At 71.1% G+C, this 19,099-nt stretch carries 17 protein-coding genes; 6 read left to right on the forward strand and 11 right to left on the reverse strand.

Annotation, left to right across the window (positions count from 1 at the left end):
• The 4 genes from J8G10_RS10755 to J8G10_RS10770 all read right to left on the reverse strand — a co-directional run.
• Nucleotides 1-1,331: alpha-L-fucosidase (locus tag J8G10_RS10755; RefSeq protein ID WP_251444365.1), on the reverse strand; the 1,331-nt coding region annotated here is incomplete at its 3' end.
• Nucleotides 1,332-1,366: 35 nt separating this feature from the next.
• A complete protein-coding gene (locus J8G10_RS10760; protein ID WP_251444366.1) occupies nt 1,367-1,786 on the reverse strand; it encodes an RbsD/FucU family protein in 420 nt (139 codons plus the stop codon).
• A 12-nt stretch (nt 1,787-1,798) separates the two neighbouring features.
• Complete coding sequence (locus J8G10_RS10765) at nt 1,799-2,779, reverse strand: aldo/keto reductase (protein WP_251444367.1); 981 nt, start codon at nt 2,777-2,779, stop codon at nt 1,799-1,801.
• Nucleotides 2,772-4,079, reverse strand: a complete 1,308-nt coding sequence (locus tag J8G10_RS10770; protein ID WP_251444368.1) for an L-fuconate dehydratase — start codon at nt 4,077-4,079, stop codon at nt 2,772-2,774. Before J8G10_RS10770 ends, J8G10_RS10765 begins: the two co-directional genes overlap by 8 nt.
• Nucleotides 4,080-4,245: 166 nt before the next feature.
• Here J8G10_RS10770 and J8G10_RS10775 point away from each other — a divergent pair, with 166 nt between their 5' ends.
• Both J8G10_RS10775 and J8G10_RS10780 read left to right on the forward strand, forming a co-directional pair.
• Nucleotides 4,246-5,106 carry a fumarylacetoacetate hydrolase family protein gene (locus tag J8G10_RS10775; protein ID WP_251444369.1) on the forward strand — a complete coding sequence of 287 codons (861 nt, stop codon included), beginning with the start codon at nt 4,246-4,248 and terminating at the stop codon, nt 5,104-5,106.
• Complete coding sequence (locus tag J8G10_RS10780; protein WP_251444370.1) at nt 5,103-5,855, forward strand: SDR family NAD(P)-dependent oxidoreductase; 753 nt, start codon at nt 5,103-5,105, stop codon at nt 5,853-5,855. Before J8G10_RS10775 ends, J8G10_RS10780 begins: the two co-directional genes overlap by 4 nt.
• Before the next feature lie 159 nt (nt 5,856-6,014).
• Here J8G10_RS10780 and J8G10_RS10785 read toward each other — a convergent pair whose 3' ends face one another.
• Nucleotides 6,015-6,692, reverse strand: coding sequence for a FadR/GntR family transcriptional regulator (locus J8G10_RS10785; protein ID WP_251444372.1), 678 nt, complete (start codon nt 6,690-6,692; stop codon nt 6,015-6,017).
• 75 nt (nt 6,693-6,767) lie between these two features.
• Between J8G10_RS10785 and J8G10_RS10790 the strand changes: the two genes are divergently transcribed.
• From J8G10_RS10790 to J8G10_RS10805, 4 genes are all read left to right on the forward strand, one after another.
• Nucleotides 6,768-7,637, forward strand: a complete 870-nt coding sequence (locus J8G10_RS10790) for an amidohydrolase (protein WP_251444374.1) — start codon at nt 6,768-6,770, stop codon at nt 7,635-7,637.
• Nucleotides 7,638-7,766: 129 nt separating this feature from the next.
• On the forward strand, nt 7,767-8,819 hold the full coding sequence (locus J8G10_RS10795; RefSeq protein ID WP_251444376.1) for an iron ABC transporter substrate-binding protein: 1,053 nt from the start codon (nt 7,767-7,769) through the stop codon (nt 8,817-8,819).
• Between the two features lie 9 nt (nt 8,820-8,828).
• Nucleotides 8,829-10,472 (forward strand): ABC transporter permease, encoded by a 1,644-nt coding sequence (locus tag J8G10_RS10800; RefSeq protein WP_374208778.1) that lies wholly within the window; start codon nt 8,829-8,831, stop codon nt 10,470-10,472.
• Nucleotides 10,469-11,593: an ABC transporter ATP-binding protein gene (locus J8G10_RS10805; protein ID WP_251444380.1), complete on the forward strand. Its 1,125-nt coding sequence runs from the start codon at nt 10,469-10,471 to the stop codon at nt 11,591-11,593. Before J8G10_RS10800 ends, J8G10_RS10805 begins: the two co-directional genes overlap by 4 nt.
• A 116-nt stretch (nt 11,594-11,709) precedes the next feature.
• Here the strand turns inward: J8G10_RS10805 and ilvC are convergent, their stop codons facing one another.
• The 6 genes from ilvC to J8G10_RS10835 all read right to left on the reverse strand — a co-directional run bounded on the left by ilvC (nt 11,710) and on the right by J8G10_RS10835 (nt 19,068).
• Nucleotides 11,710-12,738, reverse strand: a complete 1,029-nt coding sequence (gene ilvC / locus J8G10_RS10810; protein ID WP_251444382.1) for a ketol-acid reductoisomerase — start codon at nt 12,736-12,738, stop codon at nt 11,710-11,712.
• Between the two features lie 75 nt (nt 12,739-12,813).
• Nucleotides 12,814-13,323 carry an acetolactate synthase small subunit gene (gene ilvN, locus J8G10_RS10815; RefSeq protein ID WP_251444389.1) on the reverse strand — a complete coding sequence of 170 codons (510 nt, stop codon included), beginning with the start codon at nt 13,321-13,323 and terminating at the stop codon, nt 12,814-12,816.
• A 3-nt stretch (nt 13,324-13,326) separates the two neighbouring features.
• On the reverse strand, nt 13,327-15,129 hold the full coding sequence (locus J8G10_RS10820; protein WP_251444391.1) for an acetolactate synthase large subunit: 1,803 nt from the start codon (nt 15,127-15,129) through the stop codon (nt 13,327-13,329).
• Nucleotides 15,130-15,553: 424 nt separating this feature from the next.
• Nucleotides 15,554-16,342 (reverse strand): trehalose-phosphatase, encoded by a 789-nt coding sequence (otsB, locus tag J8G10_RS10825; protein WP_251444399.1) that lies wholly within the window; start codon nt 16,340-16,342, stop codon nt 15,554-15,556.
• On the reverse strand, nt 16,339-17,757 hold the full coding sequence (locus J8G10_RS10830) for a trehalose-6-phosphate synthase (RefSeq protein ID WP_251444401.1): 1,419 nt from the start codon (nt 17,755-17,757) through the stop codon (nt 16,339-16,341). The genes otsB and J8G10_RS10830 overlap by 4 nt, the downstream gene beginning before the upstream one ends.
• A gap of 69 nt (nt 17,758-17,826) precedes the next feature.
• Entirely contained in the window at nt 17,827-19,068 is a 1,242-nt protein-coding gene (locus J8G10_RS10835; RefSeq protein ID WP_251444403.1) for an MFS transporter, read from the reverse strand.
• Between the last annotated feature and the right edge of the window lie 31 nt (nt 19,069-19,099).

Below are 19,099 nucleotides of genomic sequence, written 5' to 3' on the forward strand. Positions count from 1 at the left end.
GGGGGCGGCGCGCGGGCCGTGGGGGTGGGCCCCCCGGCCCCCGGCCCCCGGGGGGGGGGGGCTGCGGCCACGGGCGCGAGGGTCAGCTCGATGACCGGGATGAGCACGTCGGGGCGCCGCACGGGCAGGTGCACGGTGAGCGTGCCCTCCTGCTCCCCCGCCGGAGTCATGAGCGACGCCTGCTGGTGCGGATCCGTCACCGAGGTCTTCAGCCAGGATCCGTCGTTCAGCAGACGCGCGTACGTGACGCGGTCCGCGAGCCCCTCGAGGTGCACGTAGCCGAGCGGCCAGGAGAACAGGTGCAGGTAGAGGCGGTCGCCCCGCCGCGTGTAGACGCCCTCGCGCGGCGCGGCGAAGGGCGCATGGCCCGCGCCGACGATCGCGTCGCGGTGCAGGCGCATCCACTCGCCCAGCTCGGCGAGCACGGCCTCGTCGCGCGGCGCGATGCTCCCCCGGCCGTCCGGGCCGACGTTGAGCAGCATGTTGCCGTCCATCGCCACGGAGTCCGCGAGCATCTGGGCCAGCAGCACGGCGGACTTCTGATCGTGGTTGTCGCGGTGATAGCCCCAGGATCCGTTGATCGTCTGGCACGCCTCCCACACCTGGGGGACGCCCTCCACGACGATCGGGGCGGTCGGCTGGTACTGCTCCGGCGTCACGAAGTCGGCGGGGATCCCGAGCCGGTCGTTCACGAGCATCTGCGGCTGCAGCTCGCGGCAGAGCGCCAGGAGCGTCTCCGCGTCCCAATCCGCCGGCCCCTTCCCCGCCCAGCCGTCCTTCTCCTCGGGGTAGGTGAAGTCGAAGAACAGGTAGTCGATGTCGCCGTACCGGGTGAGCAGCTCGCGCACCTGCCCGTGCAGGTACGCGCGGTAGCGATCCATGTCCCGCGCGCGGTTGCGCTCGTGCTCGATCGCGTCGGCACGGCGAGGGTGGTTCCCATCCACCGTGAAGTCCGGGTGATGCCAGTCGATGAGCGAGTGGTACAGCCCCACCCGCAGTCCCTTGGCGCGCAGGGCGTCGACGTACTCGCGCACCAGATCACGCCCGCACGCCGTCATCGACGTGTAGTCGGTGAGCGCCGAGTCCCAGAGGCAGAACCCGTCGTGGTGCTTCGTGGTGAGCACGACGTAGCCCATCCCCGTCGCCTTCGCACGACGCGCGAGCGCGGTCGCGTCGAACAGGTCGGGGTCGAAGTGGTCGAAGTAGGCGCGATACTCCTCCGCCGTCAGGCGCTCGTAGTTCTGCACCCATTCGTGCCGGGCGGCCCCGCTGTAGAGGCCGAAATGCACGAACATCCCGAACCGGGCCTCATCGAACCACTGCTGTCGCATCTCTGCCTCTTCCTCGATCCTCGGGTGGGTGCGGTTCAGGCGGAGGGGTGCCCGACGACGCCCTTGCGCAGCAGCGCGTTGCCGTACTTGCGGGTCTCCCCCGTGCGCACCATGAGGTAGGCCCCCTGCGCGACGTCGTAGTACGCGAAGCGCTCCACGAAGCGCGTGGTCTCCTCGTCCGTGCCGGCGGCCGCCATGAGCTCCCGCTGCACGTCGAGCACCGTCGCGTCGGCCGACTCCATGAGGTCCATGCCCGGGGCGTCGTCGAGGGGCAGCACCGAGCGGATCGCGGCGACCACGGCCGGCGTCGTGGTGCCGGGCAGATCGACCACGCGCGCGCCGAGCGCCCACGCCGGGAAGTGCGCGTCGGCCACGACGACCGCGTCGGAGTGTCCCATCCGGTCGAGGTGCAGCAGCAGCTCACCGGTGAGCAGGGGGTCGATTCCTTCGAGCATGAGGACTCCTGTTCAGGAAGGGATGAGAGCTTCGGCCGCGAGCTCGCGCCAGAGGTCCGCGGGGATGTCGAGGGCGGCGAGCTGCGCGTTCTGGCGCAGCTGCTCCGGACGGCTCCCGCCCACCACGACCGACGTCACGACCGGGGACTGCAGCGGGTACTGTATCGCGGCCGCGGGCAGCGGGACCCCGTGCGCGCGGCAGATGTCCGCGATCCGGGTGAGACGCTGCCAGAGCTCCTCCGGCAGCGCGCCGTACTCGTAGCGACCGTCGCGGCGCGGCTCGCTCTGCGCGAGCAGGCCCGAGTTGAAGACCGAGGCGGCGACGATGTCGGTCCCGCGCTCGGCGCAGGCCGGGATCACGTCCGCCGCCGCAGGCTGCTCGAGCAGGGTGTAGCGCCCGGCGACCATGATCGTGTCGAGGTCGGCGGAGCGCACCGCGGCGGTCAGGGCCGCGGCCGTCATGGATCCGATGCCGATCCGGCCGACCTCCCCCTGGGCACGCAGCGCCTCGAGCGCGGGGAACGCCTCGGAGAGCGCCAGATCCAGGTCGTGCCGTTCCGGGTCGTGCAGGTAGAGGATGTCGATGCGCTCGATCCCGAGGCGCTCGCGCGACTCGTCGAGGCTCGCGCGGATCCCCGCGTCCGAGAAGTCCCAGACGCGCTGCAGGTCGTCCGGCACGAAGAAGTCGTTGTCGGTGTCGAGACCGCCCGCGACGTGGCCGGGATTCGGACGGAGCAGGCGGCCCGCCTTGGTGGAGAGCACGTACTCGTCACGCGGCTTGGTCTGCAGGAAGGCGCCGAGACGTCGCTCCGAGAGCCCGAGCCCGTAGTGCGGGGCCGTGTCGTAGAGGCGGATCCCGCTCTCCCAGGCCGCGTCCAGCACGGCCCAGGCCTCGTCGTCGGTCAGCGCGCGGAACAGGTTGCCGACGTTCGCGGCGCCGTATCCCAGAGCCGGGACGCCGGGCCGCGTCGTGGCGTCGACGGACTCAGACATGCGCGCCCGCCTCCCGGTGCTCGCCGGTCCAGGTGAACTCCGCGCGGCTCGCCGCCTTCATCTCCATGCCGTTGCCGGGCTCCGTCGGAGCCGTGTAGGAACCGCCGCGGATGTCGGTCGGCACCGCGAAGTGCTCGTGCAGGTGGTCCACGTACTCGATCATGCGCCCTTCGCGGCTTCCGGAGACGGCGACGAAGTCGAACATGGAGAGGTGCTGCACGGCCTCGCACAGGCCGACGCCGCCGGCGTGCGGGCACACCGGCACGCCGAACTTCGCGGCGAGCAGCAGGTTCGCGATGTTCTCGTTCACGCCGGCCACGCGCACCGCGTCGATCTGCATGACCTGGATGGCCTCGGCCTGCAGCAGCTGCTTGAAGATCATCCGGTTCTGCGCGTGCTCGCCGGTCGCGACGCGGATCGGCGCCACGCCACGGGCGATCTCGGCGTGCCCGAGCACGTCGTCGGGGCTCGTCGGCTCCTCGATCCACGCGGGACGGAACTCGGCGAGCGCGTTCACCCAGGCGATCGCCTCGGAGACCTCCCAGCGCTGGTTGGCGTCGATCGCGATCGGGAAGTCGGGGCCGCACACCTCGCGGGCCTTGCGGAACCGCCGGATGTCGTCGTCGAGGTCGGCGCCGACCTTGAGCTTGATCTGCGTGAACCCGTCGGCCATCGCCTCCCGGGCGAGGCGCTCGAGCTTCTCGTCCGAGTAGCCCAGCCAGCCGGGACTCGTCGTGTAGCCCGGGTACCCAGTCGCGAGCAACTGCTGCTCCCGCTCGGCGCGGCCGGGCTCGGCGGCGCGCAGGATCGCCAGGGCGTCCTCGCGGGTGAGCGCGTTGGTGAGGTAGCGGAAGTCGACGAGATCGACGAGCTGCTCCGGCGTCATCCGGGAGAGGAGCTGCCAGAGCGGAAGCCCTGCGCGCTTGGCCTTGATGTCCCACAGCGCGTTGATCACGGCGCCGATCGCCATGTGCATGACGCCCTTCTCCGGGCCGAGCCAGCGCAGCTGCGAGTCGCCGATGATCTCCCGGAACGTGCCGCCCATGTCGTCGAGCAGCGGCTCCAGCTCGCGGCCCACGAGATGCCCGGCGAGCGCGTCGATGCCCGCGACCTGCACGTCGTTGCCGCGGCCGATCGTGAACACGAACGCGTGCCCGTCGATGCCGTCGGCCGCGTCGGTTCGCACGATCACGTAGGCCGCGGAGTAGTCGGGGTCGGGGTTCATCGCGTCGGAGCCGTCGAGGCTGAGCGAGGTGGGGAATCGGATGTCGCTGGTCTCCAGCGCGACGATGCGGCTCACGGTTCTCCTGTTCTGGGCCGAAGTCGGGGCGGTGGCGCGGAAGGCCGTCATGGGCCCCGACAGTTGGAGTGTAAACATCGGATGTCTATACTGTCAACGCGGGATGCATCCGCTCACGTCGTTCCGGCGGCGGATCCACCCATCCCTCTGAGAAGGCAGGAGAATCATGAAGTTCGCGCGTCTGGGCGACCCCGGATCCGAGATCCCGGTCGTCATCGCCGAGGGCCGTACCTACGATCTTCGGCCCGTGACCTCCGATGTGAACGGCGACTTCCTCGCCGCCGACCCGGTGGGCCGCACGCGTGCCGCCCTGGATGCCGGAGCCCTCCCCGAACTGGCCGACGCCGTCGCGCAGCGCATCGGAGCGCCGATCGCGCGCCCCAGCGCCGTGATCTGCGTCGGGCAGAACTACGCCGCCCACGCCCGCGAGTCGGGCGCGGAGCCGCCCACCGTGCCGATCCTGTTCCTGAAGACGCCGAACACCGTCGTGGGTCCCGACGACGCGGTGACGATCCCGCGCGGCAGCGAGAAGACGGACTGGGAGGTGGAGCTCGGCGTCGTGATCGGATCCCGCGCCGCCTACCTCGACTCCCCCGCCGACTCCGCGGCGCACATCGCCGGATACGTGGTGTGCAACGACGTCTCGGAGCGGGCCTTCCAGATGGAGGTCTCCGGCGGGCAGTGGTCCAAGGGCAAGGCGGCCTTCGGGTTCAACCCGACCGGGCCGTGGCTCGTGACCCCCGACGAGGTCGACGTGCAGAACCTGCGGCTGCGCAGCTTCGTGAACGGCGAGCCGCGGCAGGACTCGAACACGAACGACATGATCTTCCCCGTCGCGGAGATCGTGCACCACATCTCGCAGTACATGACCCTCGAGCCCGGGGACCTCATCCTCACGGGCACCCCGCAGGGCGTCGCGTTCGGCGGGAAGTTCCCGTACCTCCGCGCCGGGGACGTCGTCGAGATCGACATCGAGGGGCTGGGGAGCCAGCGTCAGGAATTCATCGCATGGGAGGCACAGGCATGACCGGTCAGGTGGAAGGGCTCGTCGCGATCGTCACGGGCGGCGCATCGGGGATCGGCGCGGCGATCGCCGCGCAGCTGCACGAGCAGGGCGCCGAGGTCGCGGTGCTCGACCGCGACGTGACCGGCGCGGATCCGCGCTTCGCCGCCTTCACGGCCGACGTGTCGGACCGGGCGAGCGTGGACGCGGCCGTCGCCGCCATCGGCGAGCGCTTCGGCCGCATCGACATCGTGGTGAACAACGCCGGGATCGGCGCACAGGGCGACGTCGCCGCGAACGGCGACGACGAGTGGGCGCGCGTGCTCTCGATCAACGTGACGGGCATCGCCCGCGTCTCCGCCGCGGCACTGCCCTGGCTGCGGAAGTCCCCGGCCGCCGCGATCTGCAACACCGCCTCGATCGCCTCGACCACGGGGCTGCCGCAGCGCGCGCTCTACTCCGCCTCGAAGGGCGCCGTGTCCGCGCTCACCCGGGCGATGGCGGCGGATCATCTCCGCGAGGGGATCCGCGTCAACGCGGTCAACCCTGGCACCGCCGACACCCCGTGGGTGGGACGGCTGCTCGACTCCGCCTCCGACCCCGCCGCGGAGCGCGCCGCGCTCAACGCCCGCCAGCCGCACGGTCGCCTGGTGTCGCCGGACGAGGTCGCCGGCGCCGTGCTGTACCTCGTCAGCCCGACCTCCGGATCCACCACCGGCACCTCCATCGAGGTCGACGGCGGCATGGCCCAGCTGCGCCTGCGCGCCGAGTAGCCGGGCTCCGGGGCCGCTTCGGCCGGCTCCCCCACCGGCTTCCGCTGCTCCCGTCGCAGAAGAGCTGCTCCCGTCGCAGAAGATGTCGCTGACCGGCGTTCAGAACGACATCTTCTGCGACGGGAGCGGTTCGAGCCGCCGCGAGCGGTGGGAACGGACTCAGGCCTGGGCAGCCTGGCGCAGCCAGCGCTCGACGCCCGCGATGTGCGCGGTGGCGAGCGAGGTCGCGAGGGCGGGGTCGTGCTGCGCGATCGCATCGGCGATGGCGCGATGCTCGGACAGCGTGCGCTCGACCGCCCCCTGCTCGGTGAGCCCGCGCCAGACCCGGGCACGGATGGTCTGGCTCGACAGGCTGTCGATGAGGCTCGCGAGATAGCCGTTGCCGGTCATCTGCACGATCTCGCGGTGGAAGCGGATGTCGTGAGCCACGAGGTCGTCGATCGAGACGGCGGCGTCGACCCCGTCGATCTCCGCCTGCAGCGTCGCGATCGCCTCATCATCGCCGTGGGTCGCAGCGAGGCCGGTCGCCTGGGACTCCAGCATGCGACGCACCGCGAACAGCTCGAGCAGGGAGTCGTCGTCGTGCATGTCGACGACGAAGCTGATCGCCTCGAGGAGGAGGTGCGGCTCGAGACTCGTCACATAGGTGCCGTCCCCGCGGCGCACGTCGAGGACGCGGATCACCTCGAGCGCCTTGACCGCCTCGCGCATCGAGTTGCGGCTCAGGCCGAGGCGCTCGGCGAGTTCCTTCTCCGGCGGCAGCCGATCGCCGGGGCCGAGCTCGCCCGACACGATCATCGCCTTGATCTTCTCGATCGCCTCGTCGGTGACTGCCATGGCGTCATCCTAGGCGCTGGAGCGAACATCGGATGTCTGCGCCACACGGGCCGCGATCTGCGAAAGAATGTCACCATGCGTCTCCTCGACTCCCACCTGCACCTGTGGGATCCCTCCCGCCTCGACTACACCTGGCTCGACGGACCGCTGGCTCAGCGGTACGCCGCCGAGGAGCTCGCCAAGGCGTCCCTCACCGGCGCCGAGCGGGCTGCGGCGATCTTCGTGCAGGCGGAGTGCGTCGAGGCGGAGTTCCTCGACGAGGTGCGCTGGGTCTCCGAGACCGCCGCGCGCACCGGCGTGATCGGCATCGTGGCGGGGGCACGGCTCGACCGGGGCGAGCAGACGACCGCGCATCTCGACGCGCTCGTCGGCCTCACCGGGGTCGTCGGCGTGCGGCACAACCTCCAGGACGAGCCCGACGGCACCGCCCGCCACGACGCCTTCCGTGCGGGTGCCGCCGCCGTGGCCGCGCGCGGGCTCCGCTTCGACGCCTGCGTGCGCGCCCACCAACTCCCCGACGTCTCCGATCTCGCCGGGGCGGTGCCTGCGCTGCCGATCGTGCTGGACCATCTCGGGAAGCCGTCCGTCGGCACCGCCGCGGATCCGCTCCGCCCCGACGCCGGCTGGCTGCGCGACCTGCGCGCACTGGCGGCGCATCCGCGGGTCGCCGTGAAGCTCTCCGGGCTGCCCGCGGAAGCCGGAGGCCTCTGGAGCCCGGCCCAGGTGATCCCCTTCCTCGATGCGGCCGCCGACGCGTTCGGATCCGACCGCCTGCTCTGGGGCAGCGACTGGCCCGTCTCGGCGATCACCGGCGAGGCGTGCGAGTACCGGGCGGAGAGCCGCGGGCTCTGGGCCGAGACGGTGGTGGAGTGGGCGGCGGCCCGAGGCCTCGACGCCGACGCCGTCCTCTGGGGCAACGCGGCGAGGTTCTACGGCGTGGGCTGATCGCCCTGTCGCCCGTTCAGGCAGACCTCGCACGGTTCTCAGGAATGTCATCAGGTTGGTGAGTGAGGCTTGCCTTACCTACGATGTGATTCGCGACCTCCGCATCACCCCCGCCACGAAGGACTCTCCGTGAACCGTTCCCTCCGCCTGCTCTCCGCTGCGGCAGCAGCCTCCGCCGTCGCCCTGGCCTTGACCGCCTGCAGCGGCGGCGGCTCCACGCCCGCCGCGAGCACCGGCGGCGATAACCTCGCCGGGCAGACCATCACGATCTACAACGCGCAGCACGAAGAGCTCACGAAGTCGTGGACCGATGCGTTCACGACGGCGACCGGCATCAAGGTCCAGGTGCGCAACGGCGACGACACCGAGATGTCCCAGCAGCTCATCCAGGAGGGCGATCGCTCCCCCGCCGACGTGTTCCTCACCGAGAACTCGCCGTCGATGTCGGCCGTCGAGAAGGCGGGCCTGTTCGCGTCGCCGGGCGACGAGGCGCTGAAGAACGTCCCGACGGAGTACCGCCCGTCCTCCGGCAAGTGGGTCGGCATCGCGGCCCGCTCGACCGTGTTCGCCTACAACACGTCGAAGCTCACCGAGGCGCAGCTGCCGAAGTCGCTGATGGATCTCGCCGACCCGTCCTGGAAGGGCCGCTGGGCCGCATCGCCCTCCGGCGCCGACTTCCAGGCCATCGTCTCGGCGCTCGTGCAGCTCAAGGGCGCCGACGCCGCCGAGGAGTGGCTGAAGGCCATGAAGACCAACTCGGTCGCCTACAAGGGCAACTCCACCGCGATGAAGGCGGTCAACGCCGGTGAGATCGACGGCGCGGTGATCTACCACTACTACTGGTTCGGCGATCAGGCGGCGACCGGAGAGAACTCGAAGAACGTGCAGCTGCACTACTTCAAGAACCAGGATCCGGGTGCGTTCGTCTCGGTGTCCGGGGGCGGCGTGCTGAAGTCGAGCAAGCACCAGGCCGCAGCGCAGAAGTTCCTCGCGTTCGTGACGGGCACCGAGGGCCAGAAGATCCTGCAGACCGGAACCTCGTTCGAGTACCCGGTCGGATCCGGGGTCGCCGCGAACCCGAAGCTCGTTCCCCTCGAGGACCTGCAGGCGCCGACCATCGACCCGGCTACGCTGAACTCCAAGCAGGTCACCGATCTGATGACCCAGGCGGGCCTGCTCTAGGGCGCAGACATCACCACCACGACCACTTCCCGACGGGCGGTCGGAGCGCAACGGCTCCGGCCGCCCCGCGGCGTCTCCCGGGGAGCCGGATCCTGGGTCGTGATCACCGCCGGCGTCGTGGTCGCGGCGCTCTCGCTGCTTCCGCTGCTCTTCGTCGTCACGACCGCGGCCCAGATCGGCTGGGCCGAGTCGGCGGCGCTGATCTTCCGCCCACGGGTCGGCGAGCTGCTGACGAACACCGTGCTGCTCGTCGCGATCACCGTGCCACTGTGTGCCGTGATCGGGGTCGGCGGCGCGTGGCTCGTCGAACGGACGTCGCTCGCGGGCGCCGGGGCGTGGGGCGCGGTGCTCGCGATGCCGCTCGCGATCCCCGCGTTCGTGAACTCCTACGCCTGGGTCTCCGCGGTCCCCTCGCTCGCCGGACTCGGATCCGGCGTGCTGCTGGCGACGCTGTCCTACTTCCCGCTCGTGTACCTCCCGGTGCGCGCCGCGCTCGCGCGCCTGGATCCCTCCCTCGAGCAGGCCGCGGCGAGCCTCGGCCGCGGTCCGGTGCGCGTGTTCTTCGGGACCGTGCTGCCGCAGCTGCGCCTCGCGCTGCTCGGCGGCGCGCTGCTCGTGGGGCTGCACCTGCTCAGCGAGTACGGCGCGTTCGCCCTGATCCGCTTCGACACGTTCACGACCGCGATCATGGATCAGTACCGCTCCACGTTCAACGGGTCGGCGGGGAGCATGCTGTCCGGCGTGCTCATGCTGCTCTGCTTCGCGCTGCTGCTGCTGGAGAGCCGCGCCCGCGGACGCGCCCGCTACGCACGGATCGGATCGGGTACGGCAGCGCCGCCCCGACGGATCCGGCTGCGCGGGTGGCAGCTCCCGGCCCAGGTCGCCCTGCTCGCCCTCGGCGTCGCCGCGCTCGGTGTGCCCGCGGTCGTCATCGGCGGCTGGCTGGCCTACGGCGGCACCGCGGTCTGGACGGCGCCCGATCTGGTGCCGACCCTGCTGCAGACGCTCGCTCTCGCGCTCGGCGGCGGTGTGGTCACCGTCGTCGCTGCGTTCCCGCTGTCCTGGCTCGCCGTGCGCCGTCCCGGCGCGCTCAGCCGGCTGCTGGAGCGCACGAACTACATCACCAGCTCCATGCCGGGCATCGTGCTCGCGCTCGCACTCGTCACGGTCTCGCTCTTCTTCGTGCCGGCGCTGTACCAGACGACGGCACTGCTGCTCCTCGCCTATGCCCTCCTCTTCCTTCCCCGCGCACTGGTGCCGCTCCAGGCGGGCATCGCACAGGCGCCGCAGAGCCTCGAGGAAGCGGCGCAGGCGCTCGGCCGTCGGCCGCTGCGGGCCTTCTTCGGGGTCACGCTGCGCCTGGTGGCGCCCGCGACGGCCGCCGCCCTGGCGATGGTGTTCCTCGCGGTGGCCGGGGAGCTGACCGCGACCCTGCTGCTCTCGCCGATCGGCGTGCAGACGCTCGCCACACGGTTCTGGAGCCTGTCCAGCGAGATCGACTTCGCGGGTGCCGCGCCGTACGCGACGCTCCTGATCCTGCTCTCCGCCCCCATGACCTATCTGCTCTTCCGGCAGTCCGCGGTGCTCTCCACCGCCGACGCCTCCCCCGGCAGTTCGACGACGCCCGCCCCCTCGACCGCGGAGAACGCATGACCGCACGCAACCTCGGATCGCTCGGCGCCGTGCCCTCGCCCGGGACCGGCCCCCTGCCCACCGCGCACCTGCAGGTGGCCGGCGTCACTGCGTCGTACGGCGGGCATCGCGTGCTGCACGGCGTCGACCTCGCTGTGCAGAAGGGCGGGATCACCGCGATCGTCGGCGCCTCGGGGTCGGGCAAGACCACCCTGCTGCGCATCATCGCCGGTTTCGAGCGCCCGGAGCAGGGCGAGGTCGTGCTGGGATCCCGCTCCGTCGCGGGTCCCGATACCTGGGTTCCCGTCCATCGCCGCGACATCGGCTACGTGACGCAGGACGGCGGCCTGTTCCCGCATCTCTCGGTCGCGCGCAACATCTCCTTCGGCCTCGACGACCTCGGCCGCGCCGCCCGGGATCGGCGGGTGGCTGAGCTGCTGGCTCTCGTCGCCCTGCCGCAGGACGTGGCGGATCGCCGCCCGGACCAGCTCTCGGGCGGACAGCAGCAGCGCGTCGCGATCGCCCGGGCGCTCGCCCGCGAGCCCGAGCTGATGCTGCTGGACGAGCCGTTCTCCGCCCTCGACACCGGACTGCGCGCCGCGACGCGGGAGGCGGTGGCCCGGATCCTGACCGATGCCGGCACGACGACCATCCTCGTCACGCACGACCAGTCCGAGGCGCTGAGCTTCTCCGACCAGGTGGCCGTGATGCGCGACGGCCGCCTCGTGCAGACGGGGCACCCGTTCGTCGTGTACACGCGTCCGGCGGACCGCGGGGTGGCGGAGTTCCTCGGCGAGGCGATCGTGCTGGACGCCTGGCTGGACGGATCCCTCGCGTCCTGCGCGCTGGGCTACGTGCCGGTGCGGAATCCACCGGTCCAGGGGCATGTGCAGCTCATGCTGCGCCCGGAGCAGGTGCAGCTCGTCGCCGACTCTCCGATCCGGGCGACCGTCGAGTCGGGCGTCTACTTCGGGTCGGAGACGTCGGCGCGGATCCGGCTGGAGCCCCGCGCCGGCGCGGATCCCCGCCTCGATGCGGAGCCGCCGGTGATCGTCATCCGGCACGCCAACCCGGCCCTCACCCGCCCCGGCCAGCGCATCGCCCTGCGCGTGGTCGGCGAGGGCGTGGTCTTCCCGGCGTAGCGCGCCCCGGAGTCGTCGAGCGAGGACGCGCGCAGCGCGACCGGGCTCGGCGTCCTCGGAACAGATGACAGAACGGGCGCCCCCGAAGGGACGCCCGTTCTCTCGTCAGCCGTGGGTCAGCGCGCGGCGCTGCCCTCGACGTAGTCCTCGTCCTGCGACTTCCAGGCGAAGAGCGCACGCAGCTCCTTGCCGGTGGCCTCGATCGGGTGCCCCTGCTCCTTCTCGCGAAGGGCGAGGAACTCGGTCGCGCCGTTGTCCTGGTCCTCGATGAAGCGGGTCGCGAAGGCGCCGGACTGGATGTCCGCGAGGACCTCCTTCATGCGCTCCTTCACACCGGCGTCGATGATGCGCGGACCGGAGACGTAGTCGCCGAACTCGGCGGTGTCGGAGATCGACCAGCGCTGCTTGGCGATGCCGCCCTCCCACATCAGGTCGACGATGAGCTTGAGCTCGTGCAGCACCTCGAAGTAGGCGATCTGCGGCTGGTAGCCCGCCTCGGTGAGGGTCTCGAAGCCCGCCTGCACGAGGTGGCTCATGCCACCGCAGAGCACGGCCTGCTCGCCGAACAGGTCGGTCTCGGTCTCCTCGGTGAAGGTGGTCTTGATGACGCCGGCGCGGGTGCCGCCGATCGCCTTCGCGTACGAGAGGGCGGTCGCCCAGGCGTTGCCCGACGCGTCGCGCTCCACGGCGATGATGTCCGGGATGCCGCGGCCGGCGACGAACTCGCGGCGCACGGTGTGACCCGGGGCCTTCGGGGCGATGAGGATCACATCGACGCCCTCGGGAGCGTCGATGTAGCCGAAGCGGATGTTGAACCCGTGCGCGAACGCGAGGGTCTTGCCCGCGGTGAGGTTCGGCGCGATCGACTCGCTGTAGATGCCGCGCTGGTGCTGGTCCGGCGCGAGGATCATGATGAGGTCGGCCCACTGGGTCGCCTCGGCGACGGTCTTGACGGGGAAGCCGGCCTCCTCGGCCTTGGCGATCGAGCGCGAGCCCTCCTTGAGGGCGATCGCGACCTCGACGCCGCTGTCGCGCAGGTTCATCGCGTGCGCGTGGCCCTGGGAGCCGTAGCCGACGATCGCGACCTTCTTGTTCTGGATGATCGACAGGTCCGCGTCTGCGTCGTAGAAGATCTCGGTGCTCACTGTGTGTTTCTCCTTGTTGGGGTTCTGGGAAGTTCTGCTGCCGGCCCCGTCGACGGGCTCAGGGGCCGGCGGGGGTCAGCTGCGCAGCACGCGCTCCGTGATGCTCTTGCCGCCGCGGCCGATCGCGAGCAGGCCCGACTGGGCGAGCTCCTTGATGCCGAACGGCTCGAGTGCGCGCAGCAGCGCGTCGACCTTGCCCTTGTCGCCCGTGACCTCGACCACGAGCGCCTCGGGCGCGTAGTCGACGACGGACGCGCGGAAGAGGTTCACGACCTCGAGCACGTTCGAACGGCTGTTGTTGTCCGTGCGCACCTTGATGAGCATGTGCTCACGCTGCACGGAGGCGCTCTGCTCCAGCTCGACGATCTTGATGACGTTGATCAGCTTGTTCAGCTGCTTGGTCACCTGCTCGAGCGGGAACTCCTCGACGTCGACGACGACCGTGATCCGGGAGATGCCCGGCACCTCCGTCACGCCCACGGCGAGCGACTCGATGTTGAAGCCGCGGCGCGCGAACAGTCCGGCGACGCGGGTCAGGATACCCGGGGTGTCCTCCACCAGGAGGCTCAGCACATGCGTGGACATGGATCAGTCCTCCTCGTCGAAAGCGGGCGCGTGGTCGCGCGCGTACTGGATGTAGCTGTTGCTGACGCCCTGCGGCACCATCGGCCACACCATGGCATCCGCGCTGACGACGAAGTCGATCACGACGGGGCGATCGTTCGTCTCGAGGGCGAGCTTGATGGCGGCGTCGATCTCCTCCTCCTTCTCCACCCGGATCGCGAGGCAGCCGTAGGCCTCGGCGAGCTTGACGAAGTCGGGGATCCGGATCGTCCCGTGCCCGGTGTTCAGGTCGGTGTTCGAGTGCCGGCCCTCGTAGAACAGGGTCTGCCACTGGCGGACCATGCCCAGGGAGGAGTTGTTGATGATCGCGACCTTGATCGGGATGTCGTTGATGACGCAGGTCGCGAGCTCCTGGTTGGTCATCTGGAAGCAGCCGTCGCCGTCGATCGCCCAGACCACGCGGTCGGGCTCGGCGACCTTGGCGCCCATGGCCGCCGGCACGGCGTAGCCCATGGTGCCGGCACCGCCGGAGTTCAGCCAGGAGTTGGGGCGCTCGTACTTGATGAACTGCGCCGCCCACATCTGATGCTGGCCGACGCCTGCGGCGTAGACCGCCTCGGGGCCGGTGAGCTCGCCGATCCGCTGGATCACGTGCTGCGGGGACATCAGGCCGTCCTCGGGCGGCGTGTAGCCGAGCGGGAACTCGGCACGCAGCCCGTCGAGGTAGGCCCACCACTCCTCGATGTCGCCCTTGGCGCCACCGGTGAGCCCGCGGAACGCGGCCTCGAGATCCGTGATGACCTCGCGCACGCCGCCCACGATGGGCACGTCGGCGGTGCGGATCTTGGAGATCTCGGCCGGGTCGATGTCGACGTGGACGACCTTCGCGTTCGGGGCGAACAGCTCGGCCTTGCCCGTCACGCGGTCGTCGAACCGGGTGCCGAGGGCCACGAGCAGATCGGCCTCCTGCAGCGCGAGCACCGCCGGCACCGTGCCGTGCATGCCGGGCATGCCGACGTGCTGCGGGTGCGAGTCGGGGAACGCGCCACGCGCCATCAGCGTGGTCACGACGGGAGCGCCGGTGAGCTCGGCGAGGGTCAGCAGCTCCTCCGAGGCGTTGCCGCGGATGATGCCGCCGCCGACGTAGAGCACCGGCTTCTTGGCCTCTGCGAGCAGGGTCGCCGCGGCCTGGATCTGCTTGCCGTGCGCCTTCGTCACGGGACGGTAGCCGGGCAGGTCGTACTTCGGCGGCCACACGAAGGGCGCCGTCGCCTGCTGCGCGTCCTTGGTGATGTCCACCAGGACGGGCCCGGGACGACCGGTCGCGGCGATCTCGAACGCCGCGGCGATGGCGCCCGGGATGTCCTCCGGACGCTTGACGAGGATCGAGTGCTTGGTGATCGGCATGGTGATGCCGACGATGTCCGCCTCCTGGAACGCATCCGTGCCCATCAGCCGGGAGAACACCTGTCCGGTGATCGCGACGATCGGGATGGAGTCCATGTAGGCGTCCGCGATCGCGGTGACGAGGTTGGTCGCCCCGGGACCGGAGGTCGCGATGGTGACGCCGACCTTCCCGGAGGCGGTGGCGTAGCCCTCGGCGGCGTGACCGCCGCCCTGCTCGTGACGCACGAGGATGTGACGCAGCTCGGTCGACGCCATCAGCGGGTCGTAGACCTCCATGATCGCGCCGCCGGGGATGCCGAACACATCCGTGACCCCGAGGAGCTCGAGGGAGCGGACGACGGCCTGCGCGCCGGTGAGGACAGGGGCCGCCGCCGGGCGGGCAGGCGGACGAGGGACGGCTGGAGCGGTATCAGCGGTCATGAAGGTTCCTTGCGGTGATGAACGATCGGCGGAAGCGGCGGGACGATGCCCCGTCGCGGACGACTCTCCGACCCGGTCCGCGGGGAGCGGGCCGCAGGGGTCGGGAATGCTGGGCTGGAACGCCTCGGGTGCAGCGCGGGGAAGTCGGCTCGACGTCGCGACGAACATCGTCGCGGTAGGAGCCCGGCTCAGGCGTCCCGGCGAGTGGGCCGAGAGCACGAGCCGCGATATCGACCCGAATCAGATCACCATCGCGCCCGACGGACTGCGAGACCGCCGGAGCTCTGCGTCCGATCCGTGATCCGGTTGTGCCGATCACGCATCGAACGTGCGTCAAGCCTAACGCATGATCCTCGCGGGCCAGGACGCGGATGCGCACGACGAACGGACGACCGTGTTCGTCCTGCGCGCGCATGGAAGAAGTCTATTGCGCGCTCGCCCTGGCGTCGGCCAGGGCGTCGAGGAGACCCGCGAACGCGGCGGGATCGGCGACGCGCAGTCCCGCGGCCGTCTCGCCCGCGCCGATCCGCACGCCCAGGTCCTCACTGCCGAGCGTGCGCATCCCGTCCTCGTCGGTGACGTCGTCGCCGGCGAAGAGCACGCCGGTCGCCTGCACGTGCGTCCGAAGGCGCGCGAGCGCCGCGTCCTTGCCCTCGGCCCGCCAGGAGAACTCGCGCAGATGGTGCCCCGTGCGACGGCGCCACGAGGGGATGCGCTCGGAGGCCCACTTCTCCACGCGCAGGAACGCGATCTCCTCCTGCCCGGGCGCCGCCGTGCGCGTGTGCACGCCGAAGCCGAAGGTCTTCGGCTCGTGGACCACGCCGTCGAGATCGGCGATCAGCGCGCGCAGCTCGGCGACGACCTCCGCCTGATCGGCGGGCTCGGAGGAGAGGTCCGTCTCCTCCCCCGTGTCCGGGAACCAGAACTGCGCGCCGTGGGATCCGGCGAGCAGGATCGGCGAGCCGTCCTCGTGCTCGGTGATCTCGCGGAGGTCGTGCAGGCTGCGCCCGGACGCGTAGGCGACGAAGGTCTGCGGCAGTGCGGCGAGACGCCCCACGGCGGCGACGGCCGCCGGCAGCGCCCGGGCCGACATCGGGTCCGCGACGTGCGGCGAGACGGTGCCGTCGAAGTCGAGCGCGACCAGCAGGCGCGGCGTGCGGGCGATCGCCGCGAGGGCGGGATCGAGGTCTCCGGGGGTCCAGTCGCGGGTCATCGCGTGCTCCGTACGTCCTCGAGGGCGGTGAGGAACTCCTGCGACCAGGCGTTCACGTCGTTCTCCAGCACCCGTTTGCGCAGCGCCCGCATGCGGCGCGCCTGCTCGCGCGGAGGCATCTCGACGGCCTGCATGATCGCGTCCTTGAGCCCCTCGATGTCGTGCGGGTTGACCAGCACCGCCTGGCGCAGCTCGTCGGCGGCACCGGTGAACTCGCTGAGCACGAGCACCCCGCGGTGGTCGCCGCGGGTGGCGACGTACTCCTTGGCGACGAGGTTCATGCCGTCGCGGAGGGCGGTGACGAGCATCGCGTCGGCGGCGAGGTAGAGCGCGACCATCTCCTCGCGCGGGAAGCCCTGGTGCAGGTAGCGGATCGCCGTGTGGTCGATCGTGTCGTGGTCGCCGTTGATCCGCGCGACGGCGAGCTCGATCTCGTCCCGCAGCTGCACATAGGCGTCGACCCGCTCCCGACTGGGGCTGGCGACCTGCACGAGAGTGACGTCCTCGACGGAGATGCGCCCCTGATCCAGCAGCTCGCCGAACGCCTTGATCCGGTGCCGGATCCCCTTGGTGTAGTCGAGGCGGTCCACCCCGAGCAGGATCTTCTTCGGGTTGCCGAGTCCCTCGCGGATCTCGGCGGCCCGAGCACGCACGTCCGGGCGCGCCGCGAGTTCGAGGTACGGCGTCGTGTCGATGGAGATCGGGAACGCCTGGGCGACGGACGTGCGCGCGCCGCCGTAGGGCACGGACACCGTGGATCCCTTGACGTCCAGCCTCAGCCTGCGGCGCACGGCCGTCAGGAAGTTCGTGGCGTCCTGCGCCCGCTGGAAGCCCACGACATCGGCGCCCAGCAGCCCCTGGAGCACCTGATCGCGCCAGGGCAGCTGCGCGTACAGGCCGTGCGCGGGGAACGGGATGTGGTGGAAGTACCCGATGGTGAGATCGGGACGGCGCTCGCGCAGCATCGCGGGCACCAGCTGGAGCTGATAGTCGTGCACCCAGACCGTTCCGCCCTCGGACACGGCCTGGGCCGCCCGCTCGGCGAAGCGCCGGTTCACCCGGACGTAGGCGTCCCACCACTCCCGGTGGAACTGCGGCGGCGCGATGACGTCGTGATACAGCGGCCAGATCGTGTCGTTCGAGAAGCCCTCGTAGAACTCCTCGACCTCCTGGGCCGACAGCGACACGGGGAGCAGGCGGATCCCGTCCTCCGTGAACGGGTCGAGCTCCAGATCCGGTTGCCCGGCCCACCCCACCCACGCCCCGTCGACGGCCTGCATGACGGGCTCGAGCGCGGCCACGAGGCCGCCGGGCGAACGCCGCCAGACCTCGGAGCCGTCGGGACCGTGCACCCGGTCGACGGGAAGACGGTTGGCGACGATCACGAACGGCGCGGTCGGTGTGGACGAAGGCATGGAACGCTCCTCACGGCAGCGGGGGCTGCATCTCCAGGCTAGCCAACCGACGCCGACCGGCGGTGCGCGTCAGTCCGCGGCGCGGCGCGAGCGCGCCCGCAGCGCGTTCGCCACGCCGGCGACCAGCACCAGCGCAGCGGCGGCGACCGGCAGCACGAGGGCCGTCTGCGCACCGCCGGCATCGGCGACCTGGCCGGCGGTGACGGCGCCGATCGCCTGACCGACCACCATCGCCGAGCCGAGCATCGTCATCACGGTGGCGGATCGATCGGCGGGGCCGAACGCCGCGCCCAGGCTGAACTGGGTCACCAGGGTCGGGCCGATCCCGCAGCCCATCACCGTCAGGGCGATCAGCATCGCCCCCACGTCGTGCACCCAGGGCAGCATCAGGCTGCCGCCGAACAGCACGCCGGCGAAGACGAGCCAGCGCGCGGCGAGCGTGAACCGTGCCGGCAGGAACGCGACGCCGAGCGCGAGGATCGCGGACCCGACGCCCAGCGCGCCGTAGAGCAGGCCCGCCTCCTCGGCCCGGCCGTGCTCCGTCATGAACGCGGTGAGCGAGGTGAGCATGGCGCCGAAGAACACGCCGACCCCGAGCATGCCCACCACCACGATCATCAGCCGAGGGCGGAACAGCTCCGAGACACGCGAGGTCGCGTGCCCGTCGGCGCCGCGCTGCGCGGAGACGTGTGCGGCGGTCGGATGCAGGGCGAAAGCGCCCACGAACACGAGGATGAGGGCGGCGGCGATCACGAGGGGCATCCAGGGCGCGATGGCCGTGGCGAGCACGCCCACGAGGAAAGGGCCGAACACGAACACCGTCTCGTCGGCGGCCGACTCGTACGACATCGTCGACGACGTGGTGCGGGCGCGACGCTCGGCAGGAACCCGCTCGGCGATGATCGTGACCAGGCGCGACCGCGACATCGGCGAGACCTGCGGTGCGGTGGCGCCGATCGCGAACGCGCTGAGCAGCACGAGCGGCTCGGGCGCCGGTGAGTAGACGACGAACGTGAACCCGATCAGCGCCGCGGCGTTGGCGACGGAGATGAGGCCGAGCACGATCCGCTGCCCGCGACGGTCGGCCGCGGCGCCCAGCAGCGGACCGAAGCAGGCGGTGCCGATGCCCACGGCCGCGGAGGTGAGTCCGCCGAGCGCCACCGACTCGCGGGCGGCGACGACGACGGTGAGCACCCCGACGACCATCATCGCGAAGGGAAGCCGGGCGATGAAGGCGATGAGGAAATACGACAGCCCGACCCGGCGGAAGAGGCTCGGGTGGACCGGAGTGGACGAGGTGTGCGAAGTCATGGCGGGAGAGGTCTCTGGCGTCGCCGCGGGA

This window comes from Microbacterium sp. USTB-Y (genome assembly GCF_023703415.1).
In the GTDB taxonomy this organism is placed as follows: Bacteria; Actinomycetota; Actinomycetes; order Actinomycetales; family Microbacteriaceae; genus Microbacterium.

Coding starts and splice junctions, on each gene's coding strand:
- J8G10_RS10760 (WP_251444366.1), bottom strand. CDS start 1,786: ATGCTCGAAGGAATCGACCCCCTGCTCACCGGTGAGCTGCTGCTGCAC.
- J8G10_RS10765 (WP_251444367.1), bottom strand. CDS start 2,779: ATGTCTGAGTCCGTCGACGCCACGACGCGGCCCGGCGTCCCGGCTCTG.
- J8G10_RS10775 (WP_251444369.1), top strand. CDS start 4,246: ATGAAGTTCGCGCGTCTGGGCGACCCCGGATCCGAGATCCCGGTCGTC.
- J8G10_RS10780 (WP_251444370.1), top strand. CDS start 5,103: ATGACCGGTCAGGTGGAAGGGCTCGTCGCGATCGTCACGGGCGGCGCA.
- J8G10_RS10785 (WP_251444372.1), bottom strand. CDS start 6,692: ATGGCAGTCACCGACGAGGCGATCGAGAAGATCAAGGCGATGATCGTG.
- J8G10_RS10790 (WP_251444374.1), top strand. CDS start 6,768: ATGCGTCTCCTCGACTCCCACCTGCACCTGTGGGATCCCTCCCGCCTC.
- J8G10_RS10805 (WP_251444380.1), top strand. CDS start 10,469: ATGACCGCACGCAACCTCGGATCGCTCGGCGCCGTGCCCTCGCCCGGG.
- ilvN (WP_251444389.1), bottom strand. CDS start 13,323: ATGTCCACGCATGTGCTGAGCCTCCTGGTGGAGGACACCCCGGGTATC.
- J8G10_RS10820 (WP_251444391.1), bottom strand. CDS start 15,129: ATGACCGCTGATACCGCTCCAGCCGTCCCTCGTCCGCCTGCCCGCCCG.
- otsB (WP_251444399.1), bottom strand. CDS start 16,342: ATGACCCGCGACTGGACCCCCGGAGACCTCGATCCCGCCCTCGCGGCG.
- J8G10_RS10830 (WP_251444401.1), bottom strand. CDS start 17,757: ATGCCTTCGTCCACACCGACCGCGCCGTTCGTGATCGTCGCCAACCGT.
- J8G10_RS10835 (WP_251444403.1), bottom strand. CDS start 19,068: ATGACTTCGCACACCTCGTCCACTCCGGTCCACCCGAGCCTCTTCCGC.